15 protein-coding genes and 1 tRNA gene are annotated in these 13,681 nt (G+C 73.4%); 7 read left to right on the top strand and 9 right to left on the bottom strand.

Translation table 11 applies throughout. The annotated features are described in order from the left end of the window. Positions 1 to 90: 90 nt before the first annotated feature. Positions 91 to 1,776: a ribonuclease J gene (locus ACI8AP_RS08695; protein WP_456588941.1), complete on the top strand. Its 1,686-nt coding sequence runs from the start codon at positions 91 to 93 to the stop codon at positions 1,774 to 1,776. Between the two features lie 41 nt (positions 1,777 to 1,817). After that, entirely contained in the window at positions 1,818 to 2,798 is a 981-nt protein-coding gene (locus ACI8AP_RS08690) for an ADP-ribosylglycohydrolase family protein (protein WP_456588940.1), read from the top strand. 126 nt (positions 2,799 to 2,924) lie between these two features. Here ACI8AP_RS08690 and ACI8AP_RS08685 read toward each other — a convergent pair whose 3' ends face one another. Beyond that, positions 2,925 to 3,398, bottom strand: coding sequence for an RrF2 family transcriptional regulator (locus ACI8AP_RS08685; RefSeq protein WP_456588939.1), 474 nt, complete (start codon positions 3,396 to 3,398; stop codon positions 2,925 to 2,927). 80 nt (positions 3,399 to 3,478) lie between these two features. Between ACI8AP_RS08685 and ACI8AP_RS08680 the strand changes: the two genes are divergently transcribed. Beyond that, on the top strand, positions 3,479 to 4,222 hold the full coding sequence (locus ACI8AP_RS08680) for an SDR family oxidoreductase (protein WP_456588938.1): 744 nt from the start codon (positions 3,479 to 3,481) through the stop codon (positions 4,220 to 4,222). 94 nt (positions 4,223 to 4,316) lie between these two features. Then, positions 4,317 to 5,228, top strand: a complete 912-nt coding sequence (locus ACI8AP_RS08675; RefSeq protein ID WP_456588937.1) for a hypothetical protein — start codon at positions 4,317 to 4,319, stop codon at positions 5,226 to 5,228. 81 nt (positions 5,229 to 5,309) lie between these two features. Here the strand turns inward: ACI8AP_RS08675 and ACI8AP_RS08670 are convergent, their stop codons facing one another. Continuing rightward, the gene (locus ACI8AP_RS08670) at positions 5,310 to 7,001 is read right to left on the bottom strand and encodes a flavin monoamine oxidase family protein (protein ID WP_456588936.1); all 1,692 of its coding nucleotides are present in this window, start codon (positions 6,999 to 7,001) and stop codon (positions 5,310 to 5,312) included. Between the two features lie 95 nt (positions 7,002 to 7,096). Continuing rightward, entirely contained in the window at positions 7,097 to 7,474 is a 378-nt protein-coding gene (locus tag ACI8AP_RS08665; RefSeq protein WP_456588935.1) for a nuclear transport factor 2 family protein, read from the bottom strand. Positions 7,475 to 7,564: 90 nt separating this feature from the next. Between ACI8AP_RS08665 and ACI8AP_RS08660 the strand changes: the two genes are divergently transcribed. Further along, positions 7,565 to 7,969 carry an MmcQ/YjbR family DNA-binding protein gene (locus ACI8AP_RS08660; RefSeq protein ID WP_456588934.1) on the top strand — a complete coding sequence of 135 codons (405 nt, stop codon included), beginning with the start codon at positions 7,565 to 7,567 and terminating at the stop codon, positions 7,967 to 7,969. A 20-nt stretch (positions 7,970 to 7,989) separates the two neighbouring features. Here ACI8AP_RS08660 and ACI8AP_RS08655 read toward each other — a convergent pair whose 3' ends face one another. Continuing rightward, positions 7,990 to 9,129, bottom strand: a complete 1,140-nt coding sequence (locus ACI8AP_RS08655) for an FAD-dependent monooxygenase (protein ID WP_456588933.1) — start codon at positions 9,127 to 9,129, stop codon at positions 7,990 to 7,992. Beyond that, positions 9,126 to 9,737, bottom strand: a complete 612-nt coding sequence (locus ACI8AP_RS08650; RefSeq protein WP_456588932.1) for a TetR/AcrR family transcriptional regulator — start codon at positions 9,735 to 9,737, stop codon at positions 9,126 to 9,128. Before ACI8AP_RS08650 ends, ACI8AP_RS08655 begins: the two co-directional genes overlap by 4 nt. 185 nt (positions 9,738 to 9,922) lie before the next feature. Here ACI8AP_RS08650 and ACI8AP_RS08645 point away from each other — a divergent pair, with 185 nt between their 5' ends. Beyond that, entirely contained in the window at positions 9,923 to 10,207 is a 285-nt protein-coding gene (locus ACI8AP_RS08645) for a dihydrofolate reductase family protein (RefSeq protein WP_456588931.1), read from the top strand. A 121-nt stretch (positions 10,208 to 10,328) separates the two neighbouring features. On the opposite strand, the gene ACI8AP_RS08640 is transcribed toward ACI8AP_RS08645, so the two are convergent. Continuing rightward, positions 10,329 to 10,401 (bottom strand) — tRNA-Asn (locus ACI8AP_RS08640). A gap of 137 nt (positions 10,402 to 10,538) precedes the next feature. Between ACI8AP_RS08640 and ACI8AP_RS08635 the strand changes: the two genes are divergently transcribed. Then, entirely contained in the window at positions 10,539 to 10,748 is a 210-nt protein-coding gene (locus ACI8AP_RS08635) for a hypothetical protein (RefSeq protein ID WP_456588930.1), read from the top strand. A 13-nt stretch (positions 10,749 to 10,761) separates the two neighbouring features. On the opposite strand, the gene ACI8AP_RS08630 is transcribed toward ACI8AP_RS08635, so the two are convergent. From ACI8AP_RS08630 to ACI8AP_RS08620, 3 genes are read right to left on the bottom strand one after another with little or no spacing between them, the layout of a single operon-like run. Further along, on the bottom strand, positions 10,762 to 11,316 hold the full coding sequence (locus ACI8AP_RS08630) for a hypothetical protein (protein ID WP_456588929.1): 555 nt from the start codon (positions 11,314 to 11,316) through the stop codon (positions 10,762 to 10,764). Beyond that, on the bottom strand, positions 11,313 to 13,199 hold the full coding sequence (gene dnaG, locus ACI8AP_RS08625; RefSeq protein WP_456588928.1) for a DNA primase: 1,887 nt from the start codon (positions 13,197 to 13,199) through the stop codon (positions 11,313 to 11,315). Before dnaG ends, ACI8AP_RS08630 begins: the two co-directional genes overlap by 4 nt. After that, positions 13,199 to 13,678, bottom strand: a complete 480-nt coding sequence (locus tag ACI8AP_RS08620; protein WP_456588927.1) for a hypothetical protein — start codon at positions 13,676 to 13,678, stop codon at positions 13,199 to 13,201. The genes dnaG and ACI8AP_RS08620 overlap by 1 nt, the downstream gene beginning before the upstream one ends. Positions 13,679 to 13,681: the final 3 nt, after the last annotated feature.

The following is a 13,681-nucleotide window of genomic DNA, read 5'->3' as shown; positions in this document are numbered from 1 at the left end:
GCCCTGCCCGCGCGTGCGGGGAGACGACCCCGGACCGGTCGACGGGGACGCGGCACGCACGACGACCGGGGTCGCCCGTAGCGTGAGGGCATGAGTCGCGCGCACCCTGAGCTCCGCCTCCCCCCTCCGCTGCCCGAAGGCGGCCTGCGGGTCGTGGCCCTGGGCGGTCTCGGGGAGATCGGTCGCAACATGACCGTGCTGGAGCACGCCGGCCGGCTGCTGATCGTCGACTGCGGAGTGCTGTTCCCCGAGGAGCACCAGCCCGGGGTCGACGTGATCCTCCCCGACTTCACCGCCATCCGGGACCGCCTCGACGAGGTGGAGGCGATCGTGCTGACCCACGGTCACGAGGACCACATCGGCGGTGTCCCCTACCTGCTGCGCGAACGTCCCGACATCCCCCTGGTCGGCTCCCGCCTCACCCTGGCGTTCATCGAGGCCAAGCTGAAGGAGCACCGGGTCCGGCCGGTCACCCGCCAGGTGCGCGAGGGGGACCGGGCCTCGTTCGGGCCCTTCGACTGCGAGTTCGTCGCCGTCAACCACTCCATCCCGGACAGCCTCGCCGTGGCGGTCCGCACCGGCGCCGGCCTGGTCCTGCACACCGGTGACTTCAAGATGGACCAGTTCCCGCTCGACCGGCGGATCACCGACCTGCGCGCGTTCGCCCGGCTCGGCGAGGAGGGCGTGGACCTCTTCCTCACCGACTCCACCAACGCCGACGTGCCGGGCTTCACGACGTCCGAGGCCGAGCTCACCCCGGCGATGGAGACGGTGTTCCGGACCGCGCCCCGGCGGGTGATCGTCTCCAGCTTCGCCAGCCACGTGCACCGCATCCAGCAGGTCCTGGACGCCGCCCACGCCCACGGCCGCAAGGTCGCCTTCGTCGGCCGCTCCATGGTCCGCAACATGGGCATCGCCAAGGACCTCGGCTACCTCACCGTGCCGCCCGGCCTGCTGGTCGACATGAAGGAGCTCGAGAAGCTCCCCCCGGAGAAGGTGTGCCTGGTCTGCACCGGGTCGCAGGGCGAGCCGATGGCGGCGCTGTCCCGCATGGCCAACCGCGACCACGTCATCCGGATCACCGAGGGCGACACGGTGCTGCTGGCCAGCTCGCTCATCCCCGGCAACGAGAACGCCGTCTACCGCGTCATCAACGAGCTCACCCGGTGGGGCGCCAACGTCGTGCACAAGGGCAACGCCAAGGTGCACGTCTCCGGGCACGCCAGCGCGGGCGAGCTCTCCTACGTCTACAACCTCGTGCGGCCGCGCAACGTCATGCCGGTGCACGGCGAGTGGCGGCACCTCAAGGCCAACGGCGACATCGCGGTGCGGACCGGGGTCCACCCGCGGGGCGTGGTCATCGCCGAGGACGGCGTCGCCGTCGACCTGCTCGACGGCAAGGTGCGCATCACCGGGAAGGTGCCCGCCGGCAACGTCTACGTCGACGGCGCCACCGTCGGAGGCGCCACGGAGGCCCACCTGCGCGACCGGCGCACGCTGGCCCAGGAGGGCGTCATCACCGTCGTGGCCATCGTGGACGCCGACACCGGCGCGCTGGCCGAGGAGCCGGACTTCCTGGCCCGCGGCTTCGTGCACGACGAGACGACGTTCGACGAGGTCGTGCCCCTGATCGAGAAGGCGCTGGCCAAGGCGGCCGAGGAGGGGGTCGGCGGAGCCGTGCAGCTGGAACAGCTGATCGCGCGGGCCGTCGGCCGGTGGGCGGACCGGAGCTACCGGCGCAGCCCGCTGATCATCCCGATCGTCATCGACGCCTGAGCAGGAGGTCAGCCCCGGCGTCAGCACACGGAGGCCGAGGAATGGCAGCTCGGTCACGCCCGCAGCCGGGCGCCGCGCCGGCGCCCTGGGAGGACCGGGTCCTCGGCCTGCTGCTCGGGGGCGCCGTCGGGGACGCCGTCGGTGCCCGGTTCGAAGGCTCAGCCCGGGTGCCGGCCGACGAACTCCACCGGTCGCTCACCTCCGACGGGCTGCTGCGCTGGACCGACGACACGGCCCTGCAGGTGACGCTCGCCGATCACCTCGCGGATCTCGGTCCGGACGACCTCGACCAGGACGCCCTGGCGCTGGCCTTCGCCCGGACCTGGGATCGGGAACCGTGGCGCGGATACGGGGGCAACCCCCCGCGGATCTTCGCCGCCGCGCTGGCCGGTCGGGACTGGCGCCCGGTGGCCCGGGAGTCGTTCGACGGCTCCGGCTCGCTGGGCAACGGCGGCGCGATGCGGGCCGCGCCGGTGGGCACGCTGAGCGGCGGACCGGCGCGGGTGGCGGAGGTGGCGAGGCGGAGCGCAGAGATCACCCACGCCCATCCCGTCGGGCGGGACGGTGCCGTCGCGATCGCGGTGACGGTCCACCACCTGCTCGCCGCTCCCCGGGGAGCGCCACCGCCGGTCGACGAGGTGCTGGCGGCGTGCCGCCGGCACCTCGCGACCGCTGAGCTGGAAGGCGCCGTGGCCGCGGCCGCATCGGCTGCCCGGGCGACCGGGCCCGAGCAGGCGGCGGCGATGACCGGGAACGGCATCACGGCCCACGAGGCGGTGGGGGCCGCTCTGTGCGCCGCACTCCCCCGGCTCGAGGACCCGGTGGCTGCCGTCACCTTCGCCGTGCGGATGGGTGGGGACACCGACACCATCGCGGCGATGGCCGGATCGATCGCCGGCGCCTTCGCCGGCGCCCGGGCGATGCCGGAGCACCTGCTCGCCCGGCTGGAGGGCCGGGAACGGATCGAATCGGTGGCCCACCGGCTCGCCACCCGAACCCGGGGGCCCGTCGATCCGGGCTGAGCGCTCCCGACGTCGGCGACGACCTCCTGCGCCCCAGGGGGCAGCGGTCACCCACCCGTCCGCGCGCACGCGCACGATGTCCGGGTCGGCAGCGTCGGCCGCCGCCACAACCGACCACGGGCCGGGTCAGGAACCGCGCCGCATGCGGTGTCGGGTCCGCGCCGGCGCGGAGGCCGGCAGCGAGGCGATGATGTCGGCGAGGCTGCAGGACGCGAGGCTCTCCCGCCACGCGGAGTGGGCCTCGGCCATCTTCACCGCGAGGACGCAGGCGCGGGCACACTCCTCGGGGGGCAGAGCCCCGGTCCCGCGCCGTCGGATCTCCCGGCAGACGTACGGGGAGACCGCTCCGTCGACGGCCTCGACGACGTCGAGCAAGGTGATCTGCTCCGCCGGTCTCGCCAGCTCGAACCCACCCCGGGGGCCGGTGCTCGCGCGCAGGACGCCCGCCTTGACCAGCGACTGGAGCTGCTTGGCCAGCGAGGCCGGCGGGAGGTCGTAGTACTCGGCCAGTTGCGCGGCCGTCGCGGAGGCGCCCCGCTCGAGCTGCGCGAGCGTCGTCGCGCAGTGCAGGAGCCATTCCGTGCTCGCCGGCAGCCTCACGGGGGGAGCGTAACAGGACATTGCGGAGATGTTTCCTCCGAGATAAGGTCCCGCCGAGCCCGGAGAACGAGGGAGGAATCATGCGGGTCGCGGTTGCCGGCGCCACGGGCAGCATCGGCGCCAGGGTCGTGAGGGTGCTGGAGGACGCCGGCCACGAGGCCGTCCGCGTCAGTCGGTCGTCCGGGGTCGACCTGCTCACCGGCGAGGGTCTCGACGAGGCCCTGACCGGGGTGCAGGCCGTCGTGGACGTCACCAACTCGGCAGCCACCGAGGTGGACGAAGCGCTCACCTACTTCGGCTCGGCCACCCGCAATCTCCTGGCGGCCGAGGATCGCGCCGGTGTGCGACACCACGTGCTGCTCTCGATCGCCGGCCTGCACCGCGTCCAGGGGAACGCCCACTACGCAGGCAAGCGACTCCAGGAGCGCCTCGTGGAGGAAGGTCCCGTGCCGTGGACGATCGTGCCGGCGACCCAGTTCCACGACTTCCCGGCCATGGTCGCCGGCTGGACGGAGAAGGACGGGGACGCCACCGTGGCACCGCTCCTGCTGCAGCCCGTGGCACCCGACGACGTGGCGAGCATCCTCGTGGAGCTGGCGGTCGGTGAGCCGAAGGGACGTTACGTCGACGTCGCCGGACCGGAACCACAGGACCTGGTCGACATGGTTCGCCGCACCAACGACGCGCTGGGCCGTCAGGTGAAGCTCCGCCCCAGCTGGTCGACGGTGTTCGGCCCCGAGATGGCCGGCGAGGTGCTCCTCCCCGCGGACGGCGCGCGCATCGCACCCACGACCTTCGACGACTGGCTCGCCGCGCAGCGGTGATCCAGCCGGTCAGATCGGACGACCGCGCCTGCCTGGTCGTCCGATCACGTCCACGCCGTGGTCGAGCGCCGCGGCAGGTAGCCGGAGGCCGGACATGCATCCCCGTGCTCAGCGCATCGCTCTGTGCCTGGTCGTGGCCGCGGTCGCGCCGTACACGGCGCTGAAGATCCTGTGGCTCACCGGCAGCACGGTCGGAGTGGAGAGCTCCGCCGGGGCAGCAGAGCTCCACAGCACCCGCGTGGTCGTCGGCAACGTCGTCACCATCCTGCTCGAGCTGATGGCCGTCGGTTTGGCGATCGCGCTGGTCCGTCCGTGGGGGCGGCGCGTCCCCGGGTGGATCGTGGTGGCGCTCGCGGGCGGAGCGACCGGCCTGCTGGCTCCGATCCTCGTCGGGCTCCCCCTGGGCGGTGCGCTCCAGCTGGTGGGGACGGGCGAGCTGCACACCGACGGGATGGACCATCTGAGCCCGTGGGTGTTCGCGCTGACGTACGGCGGATTCGGCCTGCTCGCCATCGGCATCGCAGTCCTCGCCTGGTGTTACACCCTCGGTCGGTGGGGGCGCGTTCTCAGCTACCCCCCGCCTCGTCCGCGAGGCTGGGCCATCGCCGTCGGTGCCCTGAGCATGGTGCCCTTCGGTATGGCCATGACCTGCTGGGGTCTGTTCGGCCCCGGGGCGAGCGGTCCCCGAGGCATGGATGCCCTGTCCCAGCGGACCGTCCTCGCCGTGACCGGACTGCTCGCGCTGGTCGGGTGGGTGGTTCCGCTCGTGAGGCGAGGAGCTCTCCGACCCCGCACCGCCTGGGTGCTCACGTGGGTGGGATGCACGACCGCCGCGCTGCAGGGTCCGACCCAGGTGCTGCTCGCCCACCAGGGTGATCCGGGCCCAGCGATGATCCTGATGGCGCTCGTGACGCTCACGGGAAGCGTGGCGTACGGACTCGCCGTCGTGCACGAGCGTCTCGCGGAGATCAGCCTGGAGACGGGTCTCCGGAGGAGAGCCCCCTGACATGCGGGGCTTCCGGCTGGCCCAGCTGCCTGGACGACGGTGGCACCGCCTGACCGGAACTGACGTCCCCGGGCAGCACACCTAGTCCGGCAGGGCGATGGGGCCGATCTCGGCGAACACGTCGCCGGGGCCCGGGTTCTGCTCGTGGGTGCCGCCGCCGAAGTGCCGCATGATGCCCCAGACCGCGTTGAGGGAGGTCTGCACCGCGCCCTCGACCCAGGCCGGCGTCCACGACACGTCGTCACCCGCCAGGAAGATCCCTCGCTGCTCGGGCGGGAGGTCGTCCTGCACGAAGTGCGCGTACATCCGCTGGTTGTACCGGTAGTGCCCGGGCAGGGCGCCCTTGAAGGCGCCGAGGAAGTTCGCGTCCGCCTCCCACGAGACGGTGATGGGGTCACCGATGATGTGCTGGGCGATGTCGACGTCGGGGTAGATCTTCCTCAGCGCGCCGAGCGCGAGGCGCACCCGCTGGTCCACCGGGTAGGGCAGCATCTTCAGCGCGTCGCTCATCCACGAGTACGTCAGGCAGATGACGCCGGGCTGGTCGTCGCCGTGGTCGAACAGGTAGGTGCCGCGGGTCAGCCGGTCGGTGAGCGTCATGCTCATGACGTCGCGGCCGGTCCTCGGGTCCTTGTCCTTCCAGAAGGGCCGGTCGACCATCACGAAGGTCTTCGACGACTGCATGTACCGGGTGCGGTCCAGCGCCGTCCACATCTTCTGGGAGAAGAGGCTCTCGTCGCAGTCGATCTGCGTCGTCAGCAGCCAGCTCTGGCAGGTGACGAGCACCGCGGGGTAGCGGCGGACGTGGCCCCAGGCGTCCGTGACGGCGAAGCGCCCGTCCGCGTCCCGGGCGATCGCGGCGACGCCGGCGCGCGGCCCGCCGGAGTGCAGCTTCGCCAGCGTCGTCCCGGCCGGCCAGTGGGCGAGCTGGGACGGCGCGTGGTTCCACAGCCCCCACGGCACCTGCTCCACGCCACCCACGACGAAGCGCTGGTCGTCGTCGCAGTTCGTCATCACGACGCGGAAGATCTCGAGCATCGAGTTCGGGAAGTCGGAGTCCCACCCGCCGGTGCCGAACCCCACCTGGCCGAAGACCTCCCGGTGGTGGAAAGAGAGCCGGGAGAACGCCTCGGAGCTCGCGATGAAGTCGTAGAAGGTGCGGTCGTCCCACAGCGGCACGAGCTCGTCCCAGAGCGACTTCAGCTTCGTGACGTCGCGCGCCCGGATCGCGTCCTGGATCTCGTCGAACCCCACGGTCCCGAGAGCGTCGGCCCACGCCGCCGCGACCTCCCGGAACAGCGGCGGCAGCGCCTCGGACGACTCGGCGTAGTGCGTCTCGCCTTCGATGTCGATGACCGTGCTGCCCGACGCCGACGTCAGCGGGTTGGGGAACGGCCTGGTCTCCAGGCCGAGCAGGTCGACGTAGCGGTAGAAGGCGGTCGACGACACGGGGAACCGCATGCCGCCCAGCTCGGCGACGATCTCCGCGGGGGCGCCCTCGAACCGCGCCGACCGCAGCCGGCCGCCCATCTGCGACGACTCGTAGAGGACCGGCTTGAGCCCGAGCTTCATGAGCTCGTAGGCGGCGACCAGACCGGAGATCCCCGCACCGACGATGGCGACCTCCTCGCCGTGCCGCTCGGGTGGGATCTCGCCGATGCCGACCGGGTGCGTGATCCAGTCGTCGAACGCGAACGGGAAGTCCGGGCCGAAGATCGTGACCGGCGGCCGGTCCTCGTCGCGAGCGGCCTCACGGTCCGGCCCGATCGTCACGGCGTCCTCCTCCTCACCTGCACCGGCTGCTCGCGGCTGGTGTCCAGGCGCGCGGTGTCGCACCCTACGGGGGCGCCCGGTGCGGCCCGCCACGCTCAGGCGAGCAGGGCGGCCATCCGCTCGCGGAGCGCGGTCGCGGCCGAGTAGGGCCGGACCATCACGGTCAGCTCGGTGAGCACGCCGTCGCGGCCGCGCAGGATGTCCACGCCCTGGAGGACGCGGCCGCCGACCCTGGTGTCGAAAGCGAGGACGTGCCCGTCGTCGCCCGCGTAGGAGGCGGTGTAGCGGAAGTCCTCGAAGACCGACATGACGCCGGTGAGGATCGCGCGCAGCGGTCCGGTGCCGCGGTAGGGCTCGTGGACGATCGGCGACAGGAAGACGCAGTCGTCGGTGAACAGCCGCACCGCGGCATCGACGTCGCGGTTCTCGACGGCCGCCCGGAAGGCGGCGAAGGGGTCGGTCGGCACGGTCATCCCTCTCTCCACGGTCCATCGTCGCGATGCGGGGCCCCGCACCACCGCAGGCACCCTTCCACCAGCGCCTCGCCGGGACCACACTGCGGTGTGGCCACCTGGGAGGACGTCCGGCGCCTGGTCGCGTCGCTACCGGGCACCGATGAGCACCCCTCGTACGGCGGGCACCCCTCGTGGCGGGTGCACGGCAAGGGCTTCGCGTGGGCGCGGCCGTTGCGGGAGGCCGAACGCGCGGCGCTCGGCGCCGCAGCCCCGCACGAGGACGAACCGCTCCTGGGGGTGCGCGTGCCCGACGAGGGCGAGAAGGCCGCGCTGCTCGCCGGAGCGCCCGACGTCTTCCTCACCACCCCGCACTTCGACGGGTACGCCGTGGTGCTCGTACGGCTCGACCGGATCGATGTCGGGGAGCTCACCGAACTGGTGCAGGACGCGTGGCGGGCGCGTGCGCCCCGGCGCCTGCTCGCCGAGCGCGACGGCCGCCGTCGTCCGTCCTGACGGCAGGTATCGGGGCCGGGCTACCCCGCGAGCCGCGGCACGACCCTGTCCCAGCCCGGCAGGACCGACAGCCCCAGGGCCGCCCGGCGCAGCAGCCGCCGCGTCGTCGACGACGGGAGGAACCACTTCGCGCTTCGCCGCCCGGCCTCCTGCCTGACCCGGACGACCGGTTGCCAGATCCGCTGGTACCGGGCCAGGGCGTCCTCGACCGCGCCACCGCCCGCCAGCTGCCCGGCGAGGACGTGCGCGCCGGCCATTGCCAGCGAGGCGCCCTGACCGGCGAGCAGCGAGACCGCCTGGCAGGCGTCACCGAGCAGGACGACGCGGCCACGGTGCCACTCCGGCACCTCGACCTGGGCCACCTGGTCGTAGTAGAGCTCGGCGGACGGCGGACAGTGGTCGAGCGCCCGGGGGACGACCCACCCGAGCGAGGCGCAGCGGCTGCGCAGTTCGGCGCGGGTGTCCGACGGCAGCCGGGGCTCGGGATCCCGGTGCACGGCGAAGGCGGCGACGCGCCCGTCGCGCAGGACGTAGAACCCCATCGCGCGGTCCACCGAGTCGGTCATGGCGAACCGGTTGCCCACCTGCGCCCGGACCTCCGGGGCGTCGAAGACGTAGGCGGCGGTGTGGCAGCCCAGGTAGCGCAGGAACCGCGGCTCCGGGCCGAAGACCGTCTCCCGCACCGCGGAGTGGACGCCGTCGGCCCCGACCAGCAGGTCTGCATCGAGCTCGGTGCCGTCGGTCAGGGCGACGCCCACGCCGTCGGTCCCGGCGTCGATGCGCGCGACGGAGCAGCCGAAGCGCAGGTCGGCCCTGTCCCCGAGCCGCTCCCGCAGCGCGCGCTCCAGATCAGGGCGCATGATGCTCAGCAGGCGCCCGTCGAGGGCCCGGGCGAAGCGCTGGTAGTCGAGGCCGGCCCTGCGCCGTCCGGAGGCGTCGACGTAGGCGAGCTCGTCGACGCGGTAGCTCAGCTCGTGGAGCCGGGGCAGGATGCCCATCTCCTCGGCGGCGTCGTAGCCGGGGCCGAAGAAGTCCATCATGTAGCCCTGCTCCCGGGGGCCGGGCGCGCGCTCGGCGAGGGTGACGTCCCACCCGTGGTCGGCGAGGCGTCCGGCGAGCGCGAGACCGGAGATCCCGGCTCCGCAGACGACGGCCCTCATCGCTGGCCCGCCCTTCCGGGGCCCGGGCCGTCCAGGAGCCGGTGCAGCACCGGCGTGACGGCGGTCGAGGTCAGCCTTGGGTCCATCACCCGGTGCAGCAGCACGCCGTCGACCGCCGCGGCGAGGACGGCGGCCGTCCCGGCGGGCGCTTCCGTGCCCCGCGCCGTGAGCCAGGAGGTCAGCACGCCGCGGAACTCGTCGAGGACGCGGCCGAGCTCCGCCCGCAGGTCGGCGTCCCGGGTCGCGGCCAGGTAGGCCTCGAGGAAGAGCATGGAGGTCGGGTCCGCGCCGTCGTGCTCGTCGAGCGCGGCGAGCAGCCCGGCCAGCCCGTCCTCCCCCGGCCCGGCCGACGACAGGGCGGGAGCGAGCGAGGACAGCACCTGCCGCATCGCCCGCAGCGACGCCTGCGTCAGCAGCGCCTGCACCGAGGCGAAGTGGTAGTGGACCAGGCCGGGCGTCACCCCGGCCCGCCGGGCCACGACGCGGGTGCTCACCGCGTTCCACCCGAGCTCGGGGATCAGCTCGGCCGCGGCCTGCAGGAGCCGCAACCGGACGTCGGCGCTCGGTGCGGTCGGGGCGGACGGGCCGGACGGGGCGGACGGGGCCATCGCGCCTCCCTGGGTTGGGCGATCGTCTTGGTCGGTCGCCCAAGACGCTAGGCCGAGCGGACGGCGGGCGGAACGGTCGCGCCCGGCCGACGACGCGTCACCGGGCGCGTCGCCACCCTGCGTCCCGGGAGCGGTGCCGGCGGAGCAGTCACCAGTCCGGCGCAGGGCGGGAACACGCTGGAAAAGTGGGACCCGATGCCTCGCTGCGCGCAGAGGTGGACCCCGACGAGCTCCGCGCGCTGAAGGAGCAACCGGGCGGCGACACGGCGCTCGGCGGGGTGGACCTGGTCGGGACCTTCCGACGTCTGGACCTGGTCGACGAGTACCGGCTCTACATCAACCCGCTCGTCGTCGGCCGCGGTCGACGGCTGTTCGAGGCAGCCGACCACCCGACCGACCTGGCACTGGTGGAGAACCGGCGGTTCGGCAACGGTGTCGCCCTGCTGCGCTACGCCGTACGACGGCCCTGACTGCTGCCGTCCTCGGTCACGAGGCGGAGGCGGCCACTGCTCTCCCGGGAGCACGTCGGGCGCGGTGCGGGAACGACGAAGGCCCCCGACCGGCATGCGCGCTGGTCGGAGGCCTGGGTTGCTCCCCCGATTGGACTCGAACCAATAACCCTGCGATTAACAGTCGCATGCTCTGCCAATTGAGCTACGGGGGATCAGCGGTGCGAACCGCTGGCCCGACGAGAGTACCCCACGCGCGGACGCCCCCCGCACGCGGCTCACGAGGGGCGAAGCGTTGTGCACCACAGGTACGGTGGCCGTCGTTCACCGCATGTTCACTCTGGAGGTTTCCGTGGCCAAGCTGTCGTTCCTCGCCGGATTCGGGGCTGGCTACGTCCTCGGGTCGCGGGCCGGCCGCGAGCGCTACGAGCAGCTCCGGCGCGCCTGGGAGCAGGCCAAGGACGACCCGCGCCTGCAGAGCCTCGCGGGCATGGCCCAGGCGAAGGCCGACGACGCCGTCTCCACGCTGAAGGCCCAGCTGGGCAGCGAGGCCCCTCGCTGATCCGCGCGCCGGCTCAGTCCGGCAGCTCGGCGGCCAGCACCTCGGCGAGCTTCTGCCGTGCGGTCTCCCTGGCACCCGGGTCGTCGCGGTCGGCGTCGTCGTCGAACACCACGGTCCACTCCCGGACGGCCTGACCGGGCACCCGGCGGGCGACCAGCAGCAGCCCTCCCCGGTCCGGCAGCGGTACGCGGCGGCTGGTGACGATGGTCTGGTCCACCCGGCGCCGCACGACCGCGGGGAGGTCGCCGGCGTCCGCGAGCACGTGCCGCACCACCGGCAGCCGCGACTGCACACCCGGCTCCACCTCGGCGAGCGGCGTGACCGTGAAGGAACCGCCGCCGTCGGCGGTCGCGGCCCAGCGGGCGTGACCCACCTCGTGCCACGGCAGCACCGTGTCCCCGGCCGCCGGGCCGATCACCCGCAGACCGCGGGAGGTGGCCACCAGCCAGCCGGCCCCGCGGGCGAGCACGCCCCAGGCGAGCACCCGCTCGTCGGGGTCGGCCACCGCGGCCCGCACCTCCTCCGGCGGGCGGGCGAACCGGCGCCGCAGCTCGGCCAGCAGGCTCATGCCAGGCCGCCCATCGCACGCTTGCGCAGCGAGATCGCCAGCTGCTCGAGATCCATCAGCTGCTTGAAGGCCTTCATGTACTCGTCGCCGGAGTCGACCGGGTTCGTCCGTTGCAGCCGGCCCTTCAGGGCGGTGATCTCGCGGACGGTCGCCATCTCCTGCACCCGCGCGAGGAGCGCGTTGACGTAGCCGGCGTCGCACTCGCCGCTCACCGAGCGCATCGGCTCCACCGCCAGCGCCGTGAGCAGGGCGCGGGCGCTCTCCCGCTCGCAGTGCGCGGCGACCTCGTCCAGCCAGGCCGGCCCGGTGACGGTCACGGCAGCCACACCCCCGGCCGCGGCGATGGCGGCCACCACGGCGGCGTAGTCGGGGTCGGTGTAGGCGTTCGAGGGGATGGCGTCGAACTCGGGGCCGGCGAGCTCGGGCGCCTGCAACGCGGCCTTCACCGCCTCCCGCTCCACGGCGACCGCGGCGTCGTCGGGGGTGCGCTGGGGCGCGCGGGGGCGGCCCCGGGAGGGCGCTCCTCCCCCGTCACCGGTCGCCCGGCGCACGCGCTCGAGCACCTCTGCCTCGTCGGTGTTGCCGATCATCCCGGCGAGTTCGCGGGCGTAGGCGGGGCGCAGCGCGTGGTCCTTGATCTGGGCCACCAGCGGCACGGTCTTCTCCAGGGCGGCGACCCGGCCCTCCACGGTGTCCAGGTCGTAGCCGGCCAGCGTGGTCTTGAGCACGAAGGCGATCAGCGGGGTGCGGCGGGCAACCAGGTCGCGGACGGCGGCGTCGCCGTGCTCCTGCCGCAGCTCGCACGGGTCACGCCCCTCCGACTCGACCGCGACGAACGTCTGACCGACGAAGCGCTGGTCCTCGGCGAAGGTCTTCATCGCCGCCGCCTGGCCGGCCGCGTCGCCGTCGAAGGTGTAGACCACCTCGCCGCGGAACTCGTCCTGGTCCATCAGCAGCCGCCGCAGCACCCCGATGTGCTCGGCGCCGAAGGCGGTACCGCACGAGGCCACCGCCGTCGTCACCCCGGCCAGGTGGCAGGCCATGACGTCGGTGTAGCCCTCGACGACGACCGCCTGGTGCCGCTTGGCGATGTCACGCTTGGCGCGGTCGATGCCGTAGAGCACCGAGCTCTTCTTGTAGAGCGGTGTCTCCGGGGTGTTGAGGTACTTGGGGCCGGGGTCGTCGTCCATCAGCTTGCGGGCACCGAAGCCGATGACGTCGCCGGTGATGTCGCGGATCGGCCACACCAGCCGGCGGTGGAAGCGGTCGATCAGGGTGCCCCGGGAGGACTCCTTCGCCAGCCCGGCCGTGACCAGCTCCTGCTGGCTGAAGCCCTTGGCTCGCAGGTGGCGGGTGAGCCCGTCCCAGCCGCCGGGTGCGTAGCCGCAGCCGAAGTCCAGCGCCGCCTGCCGGTCGAAGGCGCGGTCGGCGAGGAACTGCCGGGCGGGCGCGGCCTCCGGCGTGCCGAGCTGCTCGGCGTAGAAGGCGGCCGCCGCGGTGTTGGCCGCGACCAGCCGCGCCCGCTGCCCGACCGAGGCCCGGTCGGGGCCCGCGGTGGGGCGGCCGCCGTCGTCCTCGTACTTCAGCTCGATGTTGGCGCGGTTGGCCAGCAGCTCGACGGCCTCGGTGAACGACAGGTGGTCGATCTCCTGGACGAAGCGGATGACGTCGCCACCGACCCCGCAACCGAAGCAGTGGTAGAGCCCGCGGCTCGGCGTCACCTGGAACGACGGCGACTTCTCGTCGTGGAACGGGCACAGCCCCTTGAGGCTCCCGCCACCGGCGCGCCTGAGCTGCAGGTGCTCGCCGACGATCTCGTCGATCTTGCTGCGGTCGCGCACCAGCGCGATGTCCGCGGCGCGAATGCGCCCCCGGCCGGCCATCAGGCGACCGCCGCCGCTGCCGTGACCCGCCGGCGGATCACGTGCTCCCACCACAGCAGGAACAGCTGCTGGTCCAGCGGCAGGGCGCCGTCGAGGGTGATCGCGGGCCGCGGGGTCCAGCCCGGCGTGGTGCCGCTCTCCGCCACCTGACGCCCGTGCAGCAGGAACCGGTGGGTCCCCTTCCAGCGGGAGGCGGGCCGCACCTCGACCGTCGCCCCCTCCAGGTCGATCGCCCAGGTGCCCCTCCAGCTCGACGTCTGCCGGGCACGCAGCCGGGCGGTGCCCTCCGGGTCACCCGACCGGTGACCGGTGAGCTCGCGCTTGCGCCGGGCGTACTCCCAGGTGTCGCCGTCGACCGCCACCGTGGCGGCCTCCGTCCACGTCGCGGGGCGCAGCGTCGCCACGACCCGGCCGTCGCGCAGCACCGGCAGGACGCCCTTCGGCGCGCCCTGCGTACCGGCCCTGCCCAGTTCGAGCACCGT

It is taken from the genome of Blastococcus sp. SYSU DS1021 (genome assembly GCF_054050995.1).
The sequence above is the reverse complement of the archived record's forward strand: the minus strand, read 5'-3'. Positions and strand labels throughout refer to the sequence as shown.

Bases quoted from the DNA above. Each gene is read 5' to 3' on its own strand.
- ACI8AP_RS08695 (WP_456588941.1), top strand. From the start codon at position 91: ATGAGTCGCGCGCACCCTGAGCTCCGCCTCCCCCCTCCGCTGCCCGAA.
- ACI8AP_RS08690 (WP_456588940.1), top strand. From the start codon at position 1,818: ATGGCAGCTCGGTCACGCCCGCAGCCGGGCGCCGCGCCGGCGCCCTGG.
- ACI8AP_RS08680 (WP_456588938.1), top strand. From the start codon at position 3,479: ATGCGGGTCGCGGTTGCCGGCGCCACGGGCAGCATCGGCGCCAGGGTC.
- ACI8AP_RS08675 (WP_456588937.1), top strand. From the start codon at position 4,317: ATGCATCCCCGTGCTCAGCGCATCGCTCTGTGCCTGGTCGTGGCCGCG.
- ACI8AP_RS08665 (WP_456588935.1), bottom strand. From the start codon at position 7,474: ATGACCGTGCCGACCGACCCCTTCGCCGCCTTCCGGGCGGCCGTCGAG.
- ACI8AP_RS08655 (WP_456588933.1), bottom strand. From the start codon at position 9,129: ATGAGGGCCGTCGTCTGCGGAGCCGGGATCTCCGGTCTCGCGCTCGCC.
- ACI8AP_RS08650 (WP_456588932.1), bottom strand. From the start codon at position 9,737: ATGGCCCCGTCCGCCCCGTCCGGCCCGTCCGCCCCGACCGCACCGAGC.
- ACI8AP_RS08630 (WP_456588929.1), bottom strand. From the start codon at position 11,316: ATGAGCCTGCTGGCCGAGCTGCGGCGCCGGTTCGCCCGCCCGCCGGAG.
- dnaG (WP_456588928.1), bottom strand. From the start codon at position 13,199: ATGGCCGGCCGGGGGCGCATTCGCGCCGCGGACATCGCGCTGGTGCGC.